The sequence below is a fragment of the Ruegeria sp. ANG10 genome, from assembly GCF_040705255.1.
Classification (GTDB): domain Bacteria; phylum Pseudomonadota; class Alphaproteobacteria; order Rhodobacterales; family Rhodobacteraceae; genus Ruegeria.
The window spans coordinates 94202-111224 of the sequence record NZ_JBFCVU010000010.1; the positions used below are offsets into that span (position 1 = coordinate 94202).

At 58.9% G+C, this 17023-nt stretch carries 21 protein-coding genes; 13 read left to right on the forward strand and 8 right to left on the reverse strand.

What is annotated here, in order from left to right; genetic code table 11:
• Positions 1-173: 173 nt before the first annotated feature.
• Genes AB1A64_RS18340 through ugpC form a run of 4 tightly spaced genes read left to right on the forward strand, consistent with a single transcriptional unit; the run spans position 174 to position 4341 of the window.
• The gene (locus AB1A64_RS18340) at positions 174-1418 is read left to right on the forward strand and encodes an ABC transporter substrate-binding protein (RefSeq protein WP_366552971.1); all 1245 of its coding nucleotides are present in this window, start codon (positions 174-176) and stop codon (positions 1416-1418) included.
• A 57-nt stretch (positions 1419-1475) separates the two neighbouring features.
• Positions 1476-2348: a sugar ABC transporter permease gene (locus AB1A64_RS18345; RefSeq protein ID WP_366552973.1), complete on the forward strand. Its 873-nt coding sequence runs from the start codon at positions 1476-1478 to the stop codon at positions 2346-2348.
• Entirely contained in the window at positions 2341-3240 is a 900-nt protein-coding gene (locus AB1A64_RS18350) for a carbohydrate ABC transporter permease (protein ID WP_170349753.1), read from the forward strand. The genes AB1A64_RS18345 and AB1A64_RS18350 overlap by 8 nt, the downstream gene beginning before the upstream one ends.
• Positions 3241-3243: 3 nt before the next feature.
• Positions 3244-4341: a sn-glycerol-3-phosphate ABC transporter ATP-binding protein UgpC gene (gene ugpC / locus AB1A64_RS18355; RefSeq protein ID WP_366552975.1), complete on the forward strand. Its 1098-nt coding sequence runs from the start codon at positions 3244-3246 to the stop codon at positions 4339-4341.
• A 54-nt stretch (positions 4342-4395) separates the two neighbouring features.
• Here ugpC and AB1A64_RS18360 read toward each other — a convergent pair whose 3' ends face one another.
• Both AB1A64_RS18360 and AB1A64_RS18365 read right to left on the reverse strand, forming a co-directional pair.
• Positions 4396-5004 carry an ABC transporter substrate-binding protein gene (locus AB1A64_RS18360; protein ID WP_366552977.1) on the reverse strand — a complete coding sequence of 203 codons (609 nt, stop codon included), beginning with the start codon at positions 5002-5004 and terminating at the stop codon, positions 4396-4398.
• On the reverse strand, positions 4994-5764 hold the full coding sequence (locus AB1A64_RS18365) for a VacJ family lipoprotein (RefSeq protein ID WP_366553146.1): 771 nt from the start codon (positions 5762-5764) through the stop codon (positions 4994-4996). The genes AB1A64_RS18360 and AB1A64_RS18365 overlap by 11 nt, the downstream gene beginning before the upstream one ends.
• A gap of 337 nt (positions 5765-6101) precedes the next feature.
• Here AB1A64_RS18365 and AB1A64_RS18370 point away from each other — a divergent pair, with 337 nt between their 5' ends.
• From AB1A64_RS18370 to AB1A64_RS18385, 4 genes are read left to right on the forward strand one after another with little or no spacing between them, the layout of a single operon-like run.
• A complete protein-coding gene (locus AB1A64_RS18370; RefSeq protein ID WP_366552979.1) occupies positions 6102-6557 on the forward strand; it encodes a RidA family protein in 456 nt (151 codons plus the stop codon).
• Positions 6554-7321 carry a glycerophosphodiester phosphodiesterase family protein gene (locus tag AB1A64_RS18375; RefSeq protein WP_366552981.1) on the forward strand — a complete coding sequence of 256 codons (768 nt, stop codon included), beginning with the start codon at positions 6554-6556 and terminating at the stop codon, positions 7319-7321. The genes AB1A64_RS18370 and AB1A64_RS18375 overlap by 4 nt, the downstream gene beginning before the upstream one ends.
• A gap of 45 nt (positions 7322-7366) precedes the next feature.
• Positions 7367-8554 (forward strand): GNAT family N-acetyltransferase, encoded by a 1188-nt coding sequence (locus AB1A64_RS18380; RefSeq protein WP_366552983.1) that lies wholly within the window; start codon positions 7367-7369, stop codon positions 8552-8554.
• A complete protein-coding gene (locus tag AB1A64_RS18385; RefSeq protein ID WP_170396597.1) occupies positions 8551-8844 on the forward strand; it encodes a 4a-hydroxytetrahydrobiopterin dehydratase in 294 nt (97 codons plus the stop codon). The genes AB1A64_RS18380 and AB1A64_RS18385 overlap by 4 nt, the downstream gene beginning before the upstream one ends.
• On the opposite strand, the gene AB1A64_RS18390 is transcribed toward AB1A64_RS18385, so the two are convergent.
• The 4 genes from AB1A64_RS18390 to AB1A64_RS18405 all read right to left on the reverse strand — a co-directional run bounded on the left by AB1A64_RS18390 (position 8841) and on the right by AB1A64_RS18405 (position 10356).
• On the reverse strand, positions 8841-9146 hold the full coding sequence (locus AB1A64_RS18390; RefSeq protein WP_366552985.1) for a hypothetical protein: 306 nt from the start codon (positions 9144-9146) through the stop codon (positions 8841-8843). The two genes, AB1A64_RS18385 and AB1A64_RS18390, sit on opposite strands and share 4 nt — an antisense overlap.
• A 15-nt stretch (positions 9147-9161) precedes the next feature.
• Positions 9162-9509: a hypothetical protein gene (locus AB1A64_RS18395; RefSeq protein WP_366552987.1), complete on the reverse strand. Its 348-nt coding sequence runs from the start codon at positions 9507-9509 to the stop codon at positions 9162-9164.
• 11 nt (positions 9510-9520) lie between these two features.
• Positions 9521-9766: a glycine zipper 2TM domain-containing protein gene (locus AB1A64_RS18400; protein WP_058282649.1), complete on the reverse strand. Its 246-nt coding sequence runs from the start codon at positions 9764-9766 to the stop codon at positions 9521-9523.
• Between the two features lie 104 nt (positions 9767-9870).
• Positions 9871-10356 (reverse strand): peroxiredoxin, encoded by a 486-nt coding sequence (locus AB1A64_RS18405; RefSeq protein WP_366552989.1) that lies wholly within the window; start codon positions 10354-10356, stop codon positions 9871-9873.
• A 100-nt stretch (positions 10357-10456) separates the two neighbouring features.
• On the opposite strand from AB1A64_RS18405, the gene AB1A64_RS18410 reads away from it, so the two are divergent.
• The 4 genes from AB1A64_RS18410 (at position 10457) to AB1A64_RS18425 (ending at position 13148) form a co-directional block, all read left to right on the forward strand.
• Positions 10457-11668, forward strand: coding sequence for an FAD/NAD(P)-binding oxidoreductase (locus tag AB1A64_RS18410; protein ID WP_366552991.1), 1212 nt, complete (start codon positions 10457-10459; stop codon positions 11666-11668).
• Positions 11665-12222, forward strand: a complete 558-nt coding sequence (gene rsmD, locus AB1A64_RS18415; protein ID WP_366552993.1) for a 16S rRNA (guanine(966)-N(2))-methyltransferase RsmD — start codon at positions 11665-11667, stop codon at positions 12220-12222. Before AB1A64_RS18410 ends, rsmD begins: the two co-directional genes overlap by 4 nt.
• A gap of 86 nt (positions 12223-12308) precedes the next feature.
• A complete protein-coding gene (locus tag AB1A64_RS18420; protein ID WP_366552995.1) occupies positions 12309-12944 on the forward strand; it encodes an HAD family phosphatase in 636 nt (211 codons plus the stop codon).
• 24 nt (positions 12945-12968) lie between these two features.
• Positions 12969-13148, forward strand: coding sequence for a hypothetical protein (locus tag AB1A64_RS18425; RefSeq protein WP_366552997.1), 180 nt, complete (start codon positions 12969-12971; stop codon positions 13146-13148).
• Here the strand turns inward: AB1A64_RS18425 and map are convergent.
• Complete coding sequence (gene map, locus AB1A64_RS18430; protein WP_366552999.1) at positions 13136-13948, reverse strand: type I methionyl aminopeptidase; 813 nt, start codon at positions 13946-13948, stop codon at positions 13136-13138. The two genes, AB1A64_RS18425 and map, sit on opposite strands and share 13 nt — an antisense overlap.
• Positions 13949-14139: 191 nt before the next feature.
• Between map and AB1A64_RS18435 the strand changes: the two genes are divergently transcribed.
• Complete coding sequence (locus AB1A64_RS18435) at positions 14140-15828, forward strand: sulfotransferase (protein WP_366553001.1); 1689 nt, start codon at positions 14140-14142, stop codon at positions 15826-15828.
• A 37-nt stretch (positions 15829-15865) separates the two neighbouring features.
• On the opposite strand, the gene AB1A64_RS18440 is transcribed toward AB1A64_RS18435, so the two are convergent.
• A complete protein-coding gene (locus AB1A64_RS18440; protein WP_366553003.1) occupies positions 15866-17008 on the reverse strand; it encodes an amidohydrolase in 1143 nt (380 codons plus the stop codon).
• Positions 17009-17023: the final 15 nt, after the last annotated feature.

Genomic DNA, 17023 nt, shown 5'->3' on the forward strand with positions numbered 1-17023 from the left:
ACGAACTGAAACAGATTCAATGTCAACGTAACACGCTGTAACAAAAGCAGTGAATTTTTGGGTGGTTGCCGGGCTTTGGCGCGGATTCAGCGTTGCCAGATGACGAACTGGTCTCAGAATAACGGGCATCGCTGCATCAGCAGTCACTAAGTTCTCTAGGGAGGAGACAGACCATGAAGCATTTTGCATTCGCCACCGTATCGACTTTGGCCGTTGTGGCCGGGTCATCGGTTCTGGCCGAGCCACAGGCCGAAGTTCTGCATTGGTGGACTTCGGGCGGTGAGGCCAAATCGGTTGCCGTTCTGCAGGAAGAGTTCGCGTCGAACGGCGGAACCTGGACCGATATGCCGGTTGCTGGTGGTGGCGGTGACGCGGCCATGACTGCGTTGCGTGCCCGGGTGCTGGCCGGAAACGCGCCGACCGCAGTTCAGCTGAAAGGCCCTGCAATTCAGGAATGGTACGAAGAGGGCGTTCTGGCCGATATCTCATCCGTTGCCGACGCCGAAGGCTGGGCGGATGTGCTGCCCGCATCCATCGCAGATCATATGAAGTGCGAGGGCACATGGTGCGCCGCACCGGTGAACGTACACCGCGTAGACTGGATCTGGGCCAATGCTGATGTTCTGGCCGCAAATGGCATCGAAATGCCGGCCACCTGGGACGAGTTCAACGCTGCTGCTGATAAGCTGCAGGCTGCCGGTGTGATCCCGCTGGCCCATGGTGGCCAGTCATGGCAGGACGCGACCGTCTTTGAAACTGTGGTTCTGGGTATCGGCGGGCCCGAGTTCTTCCAGAAAGCGCTGGTCGATCTGGACCCCGAGGCGCTGACCTCGGACACGATGGTTCAGGTCTTTGATCAGATGCGTACCCTGCGCGGCTATGTGGACGAGAACTTCTCGGGCCGCGACTGGAACCTTGCAACAGCGATGGTCATGAACGGCGAAGCAGCCTTCCAGATCATGGGTGACTGGGCCAAGGGTGAGTTCCTGGCAGCCGGCAAGAAGCCCGGTGAAGATTTCCTGTGCGCCTCGACCCCCGGTGACGGCTATCTGTACAACGTTGATAGCTTTGCCATGTTCGACGTGGACGGAGATGACAAGAAAGCAGGACAGGACCTGCTGGCCAAGCTGATTGTGGCGCCGAACTTCCAGAAGGTGTTCAACCTGAACAAGGGCTCGATCCCGGCACGCACCGATGTAGCGCTGGATGACTTCGACATTTGCGCCAACCTGTCGGCCGAAGACATGGGCTCAACCTCGGATGCAGGTTCGCTGTTGCCTTCCTATGCCCATGGTATGGCGCTGCGCGGGTCGCAGTCCGGTGCGATCACAGACGTTGTGACCGCACACTTCAACTCGGATATGTCCTCGGCTGACGCGGTTCAGCAACTGGCGGACGCGGTGGCAAACAGCTACTGATCCAACACGCTCTGCCCCCTATAGTGAGGGGCAGAGCATCTTTCCCCGGAGGAAAAAATGTCCGAATGGCTGGAAAACCACCTGCCCAAGGTGGTGCTGGCACCCTCGTTCATCGCCGTATTGATCTTTGTCTACGGGTTTATCGGATGGACCGCATGGGTGTCGCTGACCCGATCGAAATTGTTGCCGAAATACGAGATCAAGGGCTTCATCCAATATGAACGCCTGTTCGACTCGCCCCGCTGGGATACGGCAATCAACAACCTGTATATCTTTGGCGCGCTGTTCATCGTGATTGCGATGGTGCTGGGCCTGCTGTTGGCCATTCTGCTGGATCAGAAGATCCGTGTCGAAGGCGCGATCCGCACCATCTATCTGTACCCGATGGCGCTGTCGATGATCGTGACGGGTACGGCGTGGAAGTGGATTTTGAACCCTGGGCTGGGCATTGAATCCATGGTGCAGGGCTGGGGTTTCCCGAATTTCGAGTTCGACTGGCTGGTGAACCCGGATTACGCCATCTACACCATCGTGATCGCCGCGATCTGGCAAAGTTCGGGCTTTGTTATGGCGCTGTTTCTGGCCGGGCTGCGGTCTGTGGATGGTGAGATCATCAAGGCGGCCCAGGTCGACGGGATCCCCACGTGGCGCATCTATACGGCGATCATCATCCCCTCGATGGCCCCGATCTTCCTGTCCGCTTTCATCGTTTTGGCGCACCTCGCGATCAAGAGCTTTGACCTGGTCATCGCCCTGACGGGCGGCGGTCCCGGCTACGCAACCGATCTGCCAGCCACCTACATGTACGCCATGGCGTTTTCGCGCGGTGACATCGGTCAGGCGGCCTCGTCCGCGATGATCATGATGCTGGTCGTCTTTGTCATCGTGGTTCCCTATCTTTACTCAGAGCTGAGGGCGAAAAATGACTGATCTGTCGATGCCCCAAACCCAAACCCGCACTCAAAGCGCCACGGGCAAGATCGCCTTGCGCTGGTTGCTTTATGTCCTGCTGGGCCTGTTCGCGCTGTATTACCTGATGCCGCTTTTCGTGATGTTGACCACGTCGCTGAAAAGCCTAGAGGAAATTCGCACAGGCAGCCTGATCTCGCTGCCGCGAGAAGTCAGCTTTGACGCCTGGAAAACCGCTTGGTCCGGGGCTTGTACCGGTATCCAGTGTGAAGGGCTGCGGCCATACTTCTGGAACTCGGTCCTGATCGCGGTGCCTGCGGTGGCCCTGTCCACCCTGCTTGGCGCGCTGAATGGCTATGTCGTGGCGCAATGGCGGTTCAAAGGGGCCAACATCATCTTTTCGCTGATGCTGTTTGGCTGCTTTATCCCGTTTCAGGTTGTGCTGTTGCCGATGGCGCGACTGCTGGGCATGATGGGAATTGCCGGGACCATCCCGGGCCTGATCTTCGTCCACGTGATCTATGGGCTGGGCTTCACCACGCTGTTTTTCCGCAACTACTATGTCACCATTCCGGCCGAGCTGACCAAGGCGGCCCGCGTGGATGGGGCCGGGTTCCTGCGGATTTTCTGGTCGATCTTCCTGCCGCTGTCGCTGCCCATCATCGTGGTGACCGTCATCTGGCAGTTCACGCAGATCTGGAATGACTTCCTGTTCGGCGTGTCGTTCAGCCAGGCGGGTACGCAGCCAGTGACCGTGGCGCTCAACAACATCGTAAACTCCACCACCGGCGTCAAAGAGTACAACGTCGACATGGCCGCCGCGATCATCGCGGGGTTGCCGACGCTGCTCGTTTATGTCGTCGCCGGTAAGTATTTCATCCGCGGTCTGACCGCTGGCTCAGTGAAGGGATAACCCATGGCTCCCATCCTCGATATCAAAAATCTGTACAAGAATTACGGCGCGACCGAGGTTCTGAAGGACATCAACATTTCGATTGAACCGGGCGATTTCCTGGTGCTGGTCGGCCCTTCGGGCTGCGGCAAGTCCACCCTGCTGAACTGTATCGCGGGGCTGGAGGAAATCACGGGCGGTACGCTATCCATCGGGGGCAAGGACATGACCCATGTCAGCCCCAAGGATCGCGACATCGCAATGGTGTTCCAGTCTTATGCTCTGTACCCAACCATGTCGGTGGCCAAGAACATCACCTTTGGCATGAAGGTGCGCGGGGTCGATCAGGCGACGCAGGAGGCCAAGCTGAACGAGGTTGCCTCGTTGCTGCAGATCGAACCGCTGCTCAACCGCCGTCCGAGCCAGTTGTCAGGCGGTCAGCGTCAGAGGGTGGCGATGGGTCGGGCGCTGGTGCGCGATCCTAAGCTGTTCCTGTTTGACGAGCCTCTGTCCAACCTCGACGCCAAGCTGCGGGTCGAAATGCGGACCGAGATCAAGAAGCTGCACCAGACGCTGGACGCCTCGATCGTTTACGTGACCCATGATCAGATCGAGGCGATGACGCTGGCGACCAAGATCGTGGTTCTGAAAGGCGGGATTGTGCAGCAGATCGGCAGCCCGGCCGAGATCTACAACAATCCGGCCAACCTGTTTGTGGCCGACTTCATGGGCTCACCTGCGATGAACCTGATCCCGGCGCAGGCGTCCAAAGGCGGGCCGGGCACACAGATCGCCATTGCCCGCGAAACGGGCGAGACACTGGTTCTGAACGATGCTCGCGATCTGTCGCTGCCCAAGGATGTGATTCTGGGCCTTCGCCCCGAAGACATTGCCGAGGCCGGATTCCGCGCAGGCGACGGCGTGCAAGAGGCCGCCTGTATGGTCGATATGGTCGAACCGGCGGGCGCGGATACCTATGTGGTCTCGGAACTGGGTGGCAAGCAGGTCACTGCGCGTCTGCACGCGGAAACCAGCGCGCAGGCGGGCAAGATGCTGAACCTGGCCTTTGACATGAGCAAGGTGTCCTACTTCGCCAAGGAAACCGGCGAACGGCTGAACTAAACAAAAAAGCCGCGCGAACCCAATCGCGCGGCTTTTTTCAATTTGTGAACCGGATCAGCTGACCTTGTTCCGCTTCATATCCTTGATCAGACGGTTCAGATCACCGCCGCGCGCATCCAGCATGGCACCGATCTCGGTCCGTTCGGTCAGCAGCATATTCACACCTTCGATGAACATGTTGAAGAACTTGTCACGGCCCGATTTGTCCGACACCAGGAAGGTTACCTCGAACGGGGATGAGCCTTGCAACTTGACCGAGGTGCGTACCTCATAGCCTGCCTTGATCTTACGGGCATTGCGAACGGTGACCTGACCGCCAATGAATTCACGGAAGCGGCGGCCATATTTGTTGGAAATATAGCCCTGAAACGCGCTGGTGAATTGCTTGATCTGCGAGGGGCTGGCTGATCGGCCATCGGCCCCCAGCACATAGCGCGCCATGATCGGCACGTCGGCATATTGCACGAAGATCTTTTCAAAATCACGGATCATCGCCTTTTCAGGTTTGCCCGAGGCGATCACGCGGTTGATATCGTCCACGACACTGACAACCAACGCCTTGGCGCTGGCTTCGGTCTGGGCAAAAGCGGGCAGGGCGGTCAGTGCCAATCCGGCCAGGCCGGTGGCGATAAAACCGCGTCTATTCAGATTGTTATTCGGCATAGGGGTCCTCGTAGGGGTCTAGGTAGGGGTCCCTGACTGGGTCAGTCCCGATATCTGCATAAGGGTCATCATACAGACCCAGATAGGCGTCCTCATCATCGCGTGCCAGTTCAAATCGGCGGTTCTGAATGAAAATTGTCTGTGCCTGCGCATAGCTGTCAGCGCTTTCATACAGGATCGAATCCACCGTGTCTGAGAACCGGCCCCGATCACCCATGCGGCGGACAACCTCGGCATATACACCAATATTATCGACCGGACGCACCGGAGAGAAATTGATCGGGTTAGAGAAGAGGTTAACCACAACACCGATCGCATCGCGCTGGGTTGACGGTCCGTAAAAGGGCAGTTCGACATACGCACCTTCGCCAACGCCCCAGATATGCAGGGTTTCGCCGAAATCGGTATCCACAGGCGGCAGGTTCAACTCGTCGGCGGGGTCAGACAAGCCCAAGCCGCCCACAGTGGTATTGACCACAAAACGCAGCAATGCGTTGCCGGATTGTTTGACATTGCCCTGCAACAGATAGTCCAGTGCCTGCCCGGGCATCGTCAGGTTTTCGGCGAAATGGTTAAAGCTGGTCACCATCGGATCGGGCACGATCTTGACATAGCCTTTCGATGCCGGACGGAACAGAAACCGGTCGACGCCCAGATTGAACTTGTGGATGCCGCGGTTGGTGTTCTCATAGGGATCGAATACCTCATTCGGCGGCGCCCCTTCCGGTGGTCGCGTGGCGCAGGCGCTAAGAAATCCCATCACGGACAGGGCGATCAGGTGCTTAAGGCGGGGTCTGCTCAACACGGTCTTTGCCACTCCTAAACATTCGGGTTCATTGGACCCGAACTATCAATCAATACTGCCTGTGGCCACTTAACACGGCCCAATCCGATGTCACATATACGTTTCGCAACCAGTATGAAACAACAAGCGTTTAACCTGTGCGACGTACTTACGTAAAGTGGTACAGGTTCAACTGTTCGGCATAGGAAGAGTTACGCTGACCGCTCTGGGTCGTCCATCCCCGTTTTCGTACTTTCCGATCCCGGTCTTCCCGGTTAGCTTCGCTCCGACTCAAAGATTGGGAGGAAACTTCATGAGCATCGCAGCAAAACTGGAAAGCCTGGGCGTCACCCTGCCGGACGCGCCTGCGCCAGCGGCGAACTACGTGCCCTTCGTTCGGGTGGGCAACATCGTCTATGTCTCGGGCCAGATTTCCAAGGATGACGATCTGATCACCGGCAAGTTGGGCGATGACATGGAAATCGAAGCCGGTGCCTCTGCCGCGAAGGTTTGCGCCATCAATCTGCTGGCGCAGGTCAAGGCAGCCTGTGGCGGTGACATCGATAAGCTGGTGAAAGTGATCAAGCTGACCGGTTTCGTGAACTCGACCGCCGATTTCACAGCACAGCCCCAGGTGATCAACGGGGCGTCGGATTTCCTGGTCGAGGCGCTGGGCGAGGCTGGCCGTCATTCCCGCTCGGCCGTCAGCGCCGCGGCACTGCCGCTGGGCGTGGCCGTCGAAATCGAAGGTATTTTCGAGGTTCAATGACACCGCCTTTGCCGTCTGTATTCCTGCAGGCCCCGATCGCGCATCGGGCGCTGCATGACCTTTCGGAAAACCGCCCGGAAAACAGCCGGGCGGCCATCCGTGCCGCTGTCGAGGCCGGGTATGGGATCGAGATTGATCTGCAGCGGACCTCGGACAGCCGGGCAATGGTGTTTCATGATTACGACATGACACGCCTGACCGGGCAACCCGGCCCCATTCAGCAGGTGACGGCGACACAGGCGCAGGCGACGCAGCTGCTGCATGCTGATGATGGTATTCCGACGCTGGACGACGTGCTTGCACTGGTGGACGGCAAGGTTCCCCTGCTGATCGAGTTCAAGGATCAGGACGGCGCGATGGGTCCCAATGTCGGATCACTTGAGGCTGACGCAGTGCGGGCCTTGCAGGGGTATGACGGACCGGTGGCCTTGATGTCTTTCAATCCCAACAGCGTGGCCGAACTGGCGCGTCTTGCCCCCCATCTGCCGCGCGGTTTGGTGACCTGTTCTTACCAGCCCAAGGTCGAGTTGTTGCCGCAGAAGGTCTGCGATCACCTGCGCGACATACCCGATTTCGACAGGGTCGGCGCCAGCTTTATCAGCCATGAGGTCGCCGATCTGTCCCGCCCCCGCGTGGCCGAACTGAAAGCGCGCGGCGTGCCGGTTCTGTGTTGGACCGTACGCTCGGCCGAGCAAGAGGCTCAGGCCCGAACGGTTGCCGATAACGTGACCTTCGAAGGGTATTTGGCGCCACATCCGGGTTGAACCTGCCCCTCGGTGTCACAGATAAAGATCAGACGCGGAGGGCACATGGATCAGGCGCAAATCGAAGTTCAGGTTCTGGGATCGCTTTCGCAGATTTCTGCGACCGAATGGGATGCCTGCGCCTGCCCCGAAGCCGCCGACGGAGGGAGGCCGCTTGATCCCTTTACCACGCATCGATTCCTGCTGGCGCTGGAAAACAGTGGTTCGGTCGGGCGTGGCACTGGTTGGCAGCCGCAATACCTGACGGCTTATTTGGATGGGATGCTGATCGCGGCTGCGCCGATGTACGCCAAATCGCACAGTCAGGGCGAATATATCTTCGACCACAGCTGGGCTCATGCCTATGAAAACGCCGGCGGGCGGTATTATCCCAAACTGCAGATTGCGGTGCCGTTCACCCCGGCTACCGGGCGGCGGTTTCTGGTGCGACCGGGGTACGAGGTACCGGGCATGTCTGCCCTGGTGCAAGGGGCGGTACAGATTGCAGCCGATAACCGGGTGTCTTCGGTTCATGCCACGTTCTGCACCGAGGACGAGGCGCTGGCGGGTGAGCAAATGGGCCTGTTGCTGCGCCAGTCGCAACAGTTTCACTGGCTCAACGATCAGTATGCAGATTTTGACGGGTTTCTGGCGGCCTTGTCCTCGCGCAAGCGCAAGAATATCCGCAAGGAACGTGCGCAAGCCTGCGGTTTTGGCGGTGAAATTTGCACATTAACCGGTGATGACTTGCGCCCGGAACATTGGGACGCGTTCTGGCGGTTCTATCAGGACACTGGTGCACGGAAATGGGGGTCACCTTACCTGACGCGGCAATTCTTTGATATCGCTCAGGAAACCATGACGGATGATATGGCGTTGGTTCTGGCGGAACGCAATGGCTATCCGATTGCCGGGGCACTGAATTTCATTGGACGCGAAACGCTTTATGGCCGCTATTGGGGCTGCGTCGAACATCACCCCTGCCTGCATTTTGAATTGTGCTACTATAGGGCGATCGACTTTGCCATTGCCGAAGGATTGGCCCGTGTCGAGGCTGGCGCGCAAGGCGAACACAAGCTGGCGCGGGGCTATCTGCCTATGCGCACGCATAGCTTGCATTGGGTCGCCGACCCCGGCTTTGCCGATGCGATCAAGAAATATCTGGACGCCGAGGCCCACGCAGTGGGACAAGAGATTGAGATTCTGACGGAATACGGCCCGTTCAGGAAATCGAACCCGGAGGAACAGCAATGACCGAACTATTGTCGCCCGAGACTCGCGGACCGCTTTTGGACCCGCTGTTCAACAACGGCTGGACCATGGTCGAAGACCGGGATGCGATCACCAAGACCTTTATCTTCGAAGATTTCGTGCATGCCTTTGGCTGGATGACGCAGGTGGCTATTTTTGCTGAAAAGTGGAATCACCACCCCGAATGGTCCAACGTCTATCGCACCGTCGAAGTGACGCTGGCCACCCATGATGTTGGTGGCATTTCGGCGCTGGATGCAAAGCTGGCGCGCAAGATGGACAGCCTGTGCTAGCGGTTGCCTGACCCGACCCCGCCCGCAAGCGATGCGGTAATGCCCATCTGCTCGAACTCGGCGGGTGTTACTGTGCCACTGCTTACATCGATGTTGCGCGGAATGCCGGTCGTCCGGTTTCCGATCTGACGGACACTGCGCGCGGCCGGGTTAATATCCAGACAGCGGGTTTTGTAACAGGTCAGTCCGGATGTATTGATCTGAATTCGTTCTAGACCGTCTGGTCCGGTCACCAGCGGCGCTTGCGGCGCATCACACGCTACAAGCAGAAAAAGCGCACCCAAACTGATCCATTTGTTCATCGTGCGCTCCTGTTGCTAGTCCAGTTGACCGTTGCCGTTCTTATCCGCCGCGTTGAAATCGTCGTTCATCTGCGCGTCGTATTCCGCCCGAGAGATAAAGTCATCATTGTCGCGGTCAACGTCCTGAAACTGTTTTATGTCCAGAAACGGTTTGGCTTCGTCCAAGCCCAGCGTGCCGTTCTTGTCGTCATCCATTTCCTGAAAGGCATAATCGGAAAAGGCATCGAACTCGTCACGGGATAAGAAACCGTCATTGTTCTTGTCGATGGCTTTCAGTTCGTTTTCATGCAACTCGCCCACGGTTTCGGCGGTGGCTGCACTGGCCAGCACAAGGGCGGCAGCAATCAAAATTCCACGTGTCATCTCGGCTCTCCTCAGCATGCGTATCTGTTGCCTTCAATCGCGCCAGCGGCCGCGCCCGCCGCGGTCAGGATGGATTTGCCTGATCCGCCACCGAACTGATTGCCGATCGCGCCGCCGATTAGCGCACCGCCCAGTGATCCGCTGAGACATGCGATTTCATGCTGCCGCGCCGCCTGTTGTTGAGGGGTGGGTGCCGGGCCGCAGGCGGCCAATGCCCCCGCCGTGCCCAGTAATAGAGTGAATACTTTCAGTTTCATCAATGAACTCCCTGATTGTATGCCACAACTATTGGCTGATCAGGGCGTTGCATCAAGTTAAATAGCGTTTGTGGCCCCGAGGTGACCCGGGGCCGCGCGCAGGATCAGATTGCATCCAGCAGAGTTTCGCCCGCCGAAATCTCGCAGGTGCCAGGGCTTTCTTCCAGGTTCAGCGCAGTGACCTTGCCGTCTTCGACCAGCATGGCATAGCGTTTGGACCGGGCATACAGTCCGGCGGGCGGGGCGTCGAATTCCATGCCAATGGCCTTGGTGAATTCGGCTGATGCATCGCCCAGCATAGTCAGGCCCGCATCGGCCGCGCCTGTGGCCTCGCCCCAGGCTTTCATAACAAACGGGTCGTTGACCGAAACGCAGATGATCTCATCCACGCCCTTGGCGGCAAACTTGTCTTTGGTGCGAATGAAGCTGGGCACATGGGCCGAACTGCAGGTCGGCGTGTATGCGCCGGGCACCGCAAAGATCACCACTTTGCGCCCTTTGGTTTTGTCCGAAATCCGCACCTCTTCGGGGCCGTCTGCGCCCAGTTGCGTCAGTGTGGCGTCGGGCAGTGTCTCACCTGTTGAAATCATTTTTTAAGCTCCTGTCGTTTGGATTTGCAGAGTCGGGCTCAGCCGCAATATAGGTGGTCGCGTGGATGAGACCACGGGAATTCGACACGGTGGGAGGAACATGAGCCATATTGTCGTCATCGGTGCCGGGCAGGCGGGGTCGTCGCTTGTTGCCAGGCTGCGCAAAGACGGGTTCGAAGGGGAGATTACTCTGATCGGGGCCGAGCCGCATCTGCCTTATCAGCGCCCGCCGCTGTCCAAGGCTTATCTGCTGGGTGAAATGGAGCTGGAGCGCCTGTTCCTGCGGCCCGAAAGCTTCTATGCCGAGAGCAATATCACCTTGCGTTTGGGTCAGCGCGTGACGGCGATTGATCCGCAGGCCAAAACCGTGACCGTGGGGGATGAGGTCATCGCATATGACGAACTGGCCCTGACCACCGGGTCGGACCCGCGCTACCTGCCTGCTGCGATTGGCGGCGATCTTAAAGGTGTCCACGTGGTGCGCGATCTGGCCCATATCGACGAGATGGAGCCCCGCGTGAAAGATGGCGCGCGCGCCCTGATCGTAGGCGGCGGCTATATCGGGCTTGAGGCCGCGGCTGTCTGCGCCAAGCGCGGGGTCAAGGTTACTCTGGTCGAGATGGCTGACCGCATCCTGCAACGGGTCGCCGCGCCCGAGACCAGCGATTACTTCCGCGCGTTGCACAGTGAATATGGTGCCGATATCCGCGAAGGTGTCGGGTTGGATCGCCTGGTGGGCGACAACGGCAATGTGGTTGGTGCGGTTCTGACCGACGGCACCGAGATCGAGGTCGATTTTGTTGTTGTTGGTGTGGGCATCGTCCCATCAACCCAACTGGCCGAGATGGCGGGGCTAGAGCTGGACAACGGCATCAAGACTGACGCGCATGGTCGTACATCGAATTCGTCGATCTGGGCAGCAGGGGATTGCGCGTCCTTCCCACATGGCGACGCCCGTATTCGTCTGGAAAGCGTGCCGAACGCGATTGATCAGGCCGAGATCGTAGCCCAGAACATGCTGGGCGCAGCCAAGGACTATGTCGCGACGCCTTGGTTCTGGTCGGATCAGTATGACGTCAAACTGCAGATCGCGGGTCTGAACACCGGCTATGACCGCGTGGTGACCCGTCAGGGCGAGGGTCAGACCGTGTCCTTCTGGTATTACAATGGCGATCAGCTGATCGCGGTGGACGCGATGAATGATCCGCGCGCGTATATGGTTGGCAAGCGCCTGATTGAGGCGGGCAAAACCGCTGATCCGGCCGTGGTTGCCGACCCTGATGCGGATCTGAAACCGCTGCTCAAAGCGTGAGGATCATCGCCGGAGAGTTCCGGGGCCGGGCCTTGGCCTCGGTTGGCAAAGGGGATGCGGGCGCACATCTGCGTCCCACCACCGACCGGGTGCGCGAGAGCCTGTTCAACGTGTTGGGTCATCAGATCGACTTTGACGGGCTGCGCGTGCTGGACCTGTTTGCCGGAACCGGCGCGCTGGGGCTTGAGGCGCTGTCGCGCGGCGCTGCACATGTGACGTTTGTGGATGACGGGCGCGTGGCGCAGGGGCTGATCCGCAAGAATATCGACCTGACCCGCTGTGCCGACCGAACTGACCTGATCCGCCGCGACGCCACGCGGTTGGGTGAAAATCAAGGTGCGCCCTATGACCTGATCTTTCTGGACCCGCCTTACGGAAAATCTCTGGGACAAAAGGCCATCGCCGCCTTGTCCAATGGCTGGATTGCCGATGACGCGCTGATCGTATGGGAGGAAAACAGCCCCATGACAGCGCCGCAGGGGTTCGATCTGCATGACAGCCGGAAATATGGCGACACGCATTTCTCATTGATGTGGCGAAATGTTTCAGGCTGAAACCCTGCGGGCAAGGATACGCTGACGCCCGGTTTGCACCTGTTCCCACCGTTCGCTAGGCACAGTGCAAAACAACGAGGGCAGAGATGCACGATTTGGTCATTTTCGATTGCGACGGCGTTCTGGTGGACAGTGAGCCTCTGTCCAATCAGGTGCTGGTCGACAATCTTGGGCGCTACGGGTTGAACCTGACGCTGGAAGACAGCGTAGGGTTTTTCCTTGGGGGCACGATGACCGGGGTTCGCGACAAGGCGCGCGCGCTGGGTGCGAACCTGCCCGAGGATTGGGTCGATGAGGTTTATGCAGAAACCTATGACCGTCTGAGGCAAGGTGTGGATCTGGTGCGGGGGATTCCGGAATTGCTGACCGCGCTGGACGCCAAGGGCATCCCCTTCTGCGTGGCGTCCAACGGAAGCCCGGATAAGATGAAGATCACTCTGGGTCAGAACGGATTGTGGGAACGTTTTAGCGAGGCGATGTATTCGGCCCATGTTTTGGGTACGGCCAAGCCTGACCCTGTCATGTTCCAGATGGCTGCCGATCAGTTCGGGGCCCACGCGCCGGTGGTGATCGAAGACAGCCAGAACGGCGTGATGGCGGCCAAACGTGCGGGCATGCGCTGTCTGGCCTATGCGCCACACGGGCAGGATGAGGCGCTGGCAGAGCTTGGGGCCGAGATTTTTACCGACATGACCGAGGTTCCGGGGCTTTTGGGAATCTGACCCGGGCGTGTTAGCATCCGGGGCATGGACCGCACCCTGACACCTTCGATCTGGACCCTTTCACAGGATACGGACTCGGCCACCGCCCCCGAACGCAAACCACTGCGCGCGCCGGTGTTCATCCACGACGCCGTGACGCCGTGGCGGGATGAGACATTGCTGCTGAAACTGCTGCGCGATCAGGCCGCCGATCAGGACGAATAGGTCGGGTGAAACTTGTTGCCTGGTGACAGGGTAAAGATCTCAACTCCATCTGCCGTCACACCCACCGAATGTTCGAACTGTGCCGACAGTGACTTGTCGCGGGTCACGGCGGTCCAGTCGTCGGCCAGTGTCTTGGTCTCGGGTCGGCCCAGATTGACCATCGGCTCGATGGTGAAGAACATACCTTCTTCCAGTTTCGCTCCGGTCCCCGGACGGCCATAGTGCAGCACGTTGGGCGGGGCGTGAAATACGCGACCCAGCCCGTGGCCACAGAAATCGCGGACAACGCTCATCCGGTGCGCTTCGACATAAGCCTGAATCGCGTGGCCAATATCGCCGAAGGTGTTGCCCGGCTTGACCATCTCGATGCCTTTGAACAGCGCGTCATGGGTCACCTGGATCAGGCGTTCTGCCTTGCGGGGCAGTTTGCCTGCCACAAACATGCGCGAAGTATCGCCGAACCAGCCGTCAACGATGACGGTGACGTCGATATTCAGGATGTCGCCATCCTTCAGCCGCTTGTCGCCGGGGATGCCGTGGCAGACCACGTGATTCACGCTGATGCAGCTTGCGTGCTGATACCCTTTGTAGCCAATGGTGGCCGACGTCGCGCCTGCATCCTCGACCATCTGGGTGATCAGGCGGTCGATCTCACCGGTGGATTGGCCGGGAAAGACATGATCCGCAATATCGTCGAGTATCCGCGCAGCCAGTGCCCCTGCCGCGTGCATGCCAGCAAAGTCACCTTGTTCATAGATGCGGATGCCATCCTTGGTCAGACGGCCACGATGTTCTTTCATGGATGCGAGGCTCCAAATGTTTCGCGCAGCACTCCTTTTACGCTGCTTGTGCAGAAAGTACCAGAGGGCGTTGGGTCGTAATGTCAAGTCCGGGCCCGATCCGGTACCTGATCGCATATAGACCCTCAGGTAATTTTCAACTAGCACAAAGCAAGGCTGCGCGGTTGCGCGAAACAGGGGAAGGCGTGCAAATGCAAAGAAAAGCAGACCAGTTGAGAGCCGAAATCACCAATATCAGCGCGCTTCTCCAGGCTGGTCGGCTGGATCAGGCCTTTAAACGTGCCACCAAGGCGGCCAAGAAATGGCCTAAGGCTGCGGCCTTGCCCCGAATTGCCGGTCTGTGCGCAATTCAGCAACAGAACTTCAAGCAAGCCCAGATGTATTTTGAACGCGCTTGGCGGCTGGACCCCGGCAATGCCGAACTGATCCAGAACTATGGTCTGAGCTTGATTCAAGGCGGTGAACCGGCTGCTGCCTTGAAGTTTCTGGAGAAAATCCGCGCACGTGGCCCTCTCAGCCCGGCGCAGCAGTTCATTCAGGCGCTGGCCCTGCTGCAAGTGCAAGAAGCGGAAAAAGCCCTTGTCGTCATCGAAAAAGTCCTGAAACGCGAACCCGCCAATGTGAATGCGCTAATTCTGAAGGCGGATGCACTGGACGTGATGCAGCAATGGGATAGCGCTGTGGACGTGCTGACAGCGCTGGTTCGAAAGAACCCAAGGTTTCTGCCCGGCCTGTTACGTCTGGCCAGATCGCAGGTGGGTCTGGGCCAGCTTGGCGAGATGTTAAAGAACCTGCGCGCGGCCTTGGCGCTGGCGCCCGGTCACCCTGAGGCGCTTGAACTGATGGCGGGGTTGCCCAACCTGACCTTCGAGGATGCTGCGACGCTGAAGACGCAGATCGCAGCTGCGCAGGAGCGTGGCGTGGCAAACCCGAAGGATGCCGTGATGCTCTGCTTTGCTTCGGCCAGCCTGGCGCGCCGGGAAAAGAACACGTCGCTTGAAATGCAGCACTTGTCCGAGGCTCATTTGCTGCAGCGTGCGGGTTTTGATTCCTGGGAAGAACGCAGCGCACAGGAATGCGACAAACGGCTGGCCGCCCCTCTGCCCGCAGCCGAGCCCATACCACCCAAGAACAGTGCCAGGCCGATTTTCGTGGTTGGTCTACCCCGGTCGGGCACCACACTGGTCGAGCGTATTTTGGCCCGTCACTCCGCTGTTCAGGGTTTGGGTGAGCTGGCATCCGTTCACGAATGGGCCAGACAGGCCGAAGCGCAATCGCCCGAATGGCGCGCGGCTCATAAGCTGGCTGATCACTATTTGGGCAAGCTGCCGTCGTTGGCCGATGGGGCCGTGGCTTTTGTGGACAAGGCACCGGGCAACTACGCTTTTCTGGGCGAGATTGCGCATGCATTCCCCAATGCCGTGATCGTCAACGTCCTGCGTGACCCGCGCGATGTTGCGCTGTCCATGTGGCGCGCGAATTTTGGTGCAGGCGGGTTGTATTACACCCATGACCTGGACTGGATGGCAGCCGAGGCCAACCGGTATCAGCGCTATATGCAGCATTGGCACAAGGTTCTACCGGGGCGGATTCACGACGTTCGGTACGAGACGTTGGTGGGCAATCTGGAAGAAACCGCAAAAGAACTGGCTCAGATTTGCGATCTGTCCTTTGAGGACGCGATGCTGTCGCCGGACCAATCGCCGAACGCGATCAGGACAGCCAGTAACCTGCAGGCGCGTAAGCCCGTCAATGCCGCCTCAGTCGGGGGCTGGCAGGCGGTGGCGGATGAGTTCGAGCCGTTTGTGAACGGATTGGATACCGAGTTGTGGGCAGAGTTTCTGGATGCGCCGGGCGATGCTGAGGAACAGCAAGCCTGAAACCTATTGCGCCCTCATCCATTGGGGCCGCTTCGGTTCAGTCCCTTGCGGGCAAACGATCGCGCGCAAGCGCGGTCCAGAAATCGGCCCCCAAGGGTAGCAATTCATCATTGAAATCGTAATCGCTGGAGTGCAGCGGTTGCCCATGCGGTCCGGTTTCGCCATTCCCCATCAGCAGAAAACAGCCTGGAACGGCCGCGCTGAAATGGGCGAAATCTTCGGAAAAGCTCATGGGTTGGCGGTCGGGGATGGTATCGGCACCGATGGATCGTGCAGCCCGAACAACGGCCTGTGTGGGTTCCTCGGCATTGATTGTTTCGATGAATTCCGTGTTGAACGTGACATCGACCGAGACCCCGTGCGCGATGGCCACACCGCGTGCGATTTCGCGCATCAGGCCCTCGATAGTGATGCGGTCTTCGGGGCTGCGGGCGCGCACGTCGCCTTTCAAAGTCGCATGTCCCGGCAGAACATTGCGCTGCCCATCGGTCAGAAACTCGGTCACGGACACCACTGCCCCGGCACCGGGGGCAAGTTTGCGCGATACGATGGTCTGCAATGCCTGTACCATGTCCGCGCCAATGGTGATCGCATCGCGCCCTGCTTGCGGCATCGAGGCATGGCCGCCCTGCCCGGTGATGGCAATCTCGAACAGGCTTTCTGAGGAACAGATCAACCCGGTCCGCGTCGATACCTGCCCAACAGGGGCGCCGGGTAAGTTGTGAATGGCATAAATTTCGTCCACCGGAAACTGTTCCAGAACCCCTTCATCAATCATCGCCCGCGCGCCGAGCCCGTGTTCTTCATTGGGCTGGAACACAAAAACTATTGTGCCATCGAAAACGGGATCAGCAGCCAGTTCCTGCGCGGCGCCCAGCAACATCGACATGTGGCCGTCATGCCCACAGGCATGCATCACGCCGTCGGTCTCCGAGGGGTAATCGTGCTGGCTGGTCTCATGGATTGGCAGGGCATCCATATCAGCGCGCAGCCCGATGGCCCGGTTGCCTGTACCCGCTTTCAACACCCCCACGACGCCGACGCCCTCGTGAACGTCCAATCCGAGATCGCGCAGAAATTCCGCTACTTTGGCCTTGGTGCGGGTCTCATCGAACCCAAGTTCCGGAAAGCGGTGAAAATCTTGCCGCAAGGCAACTAGCTTTTCTTGATTGGACTCCAAGTGCTTTCCCCTGAC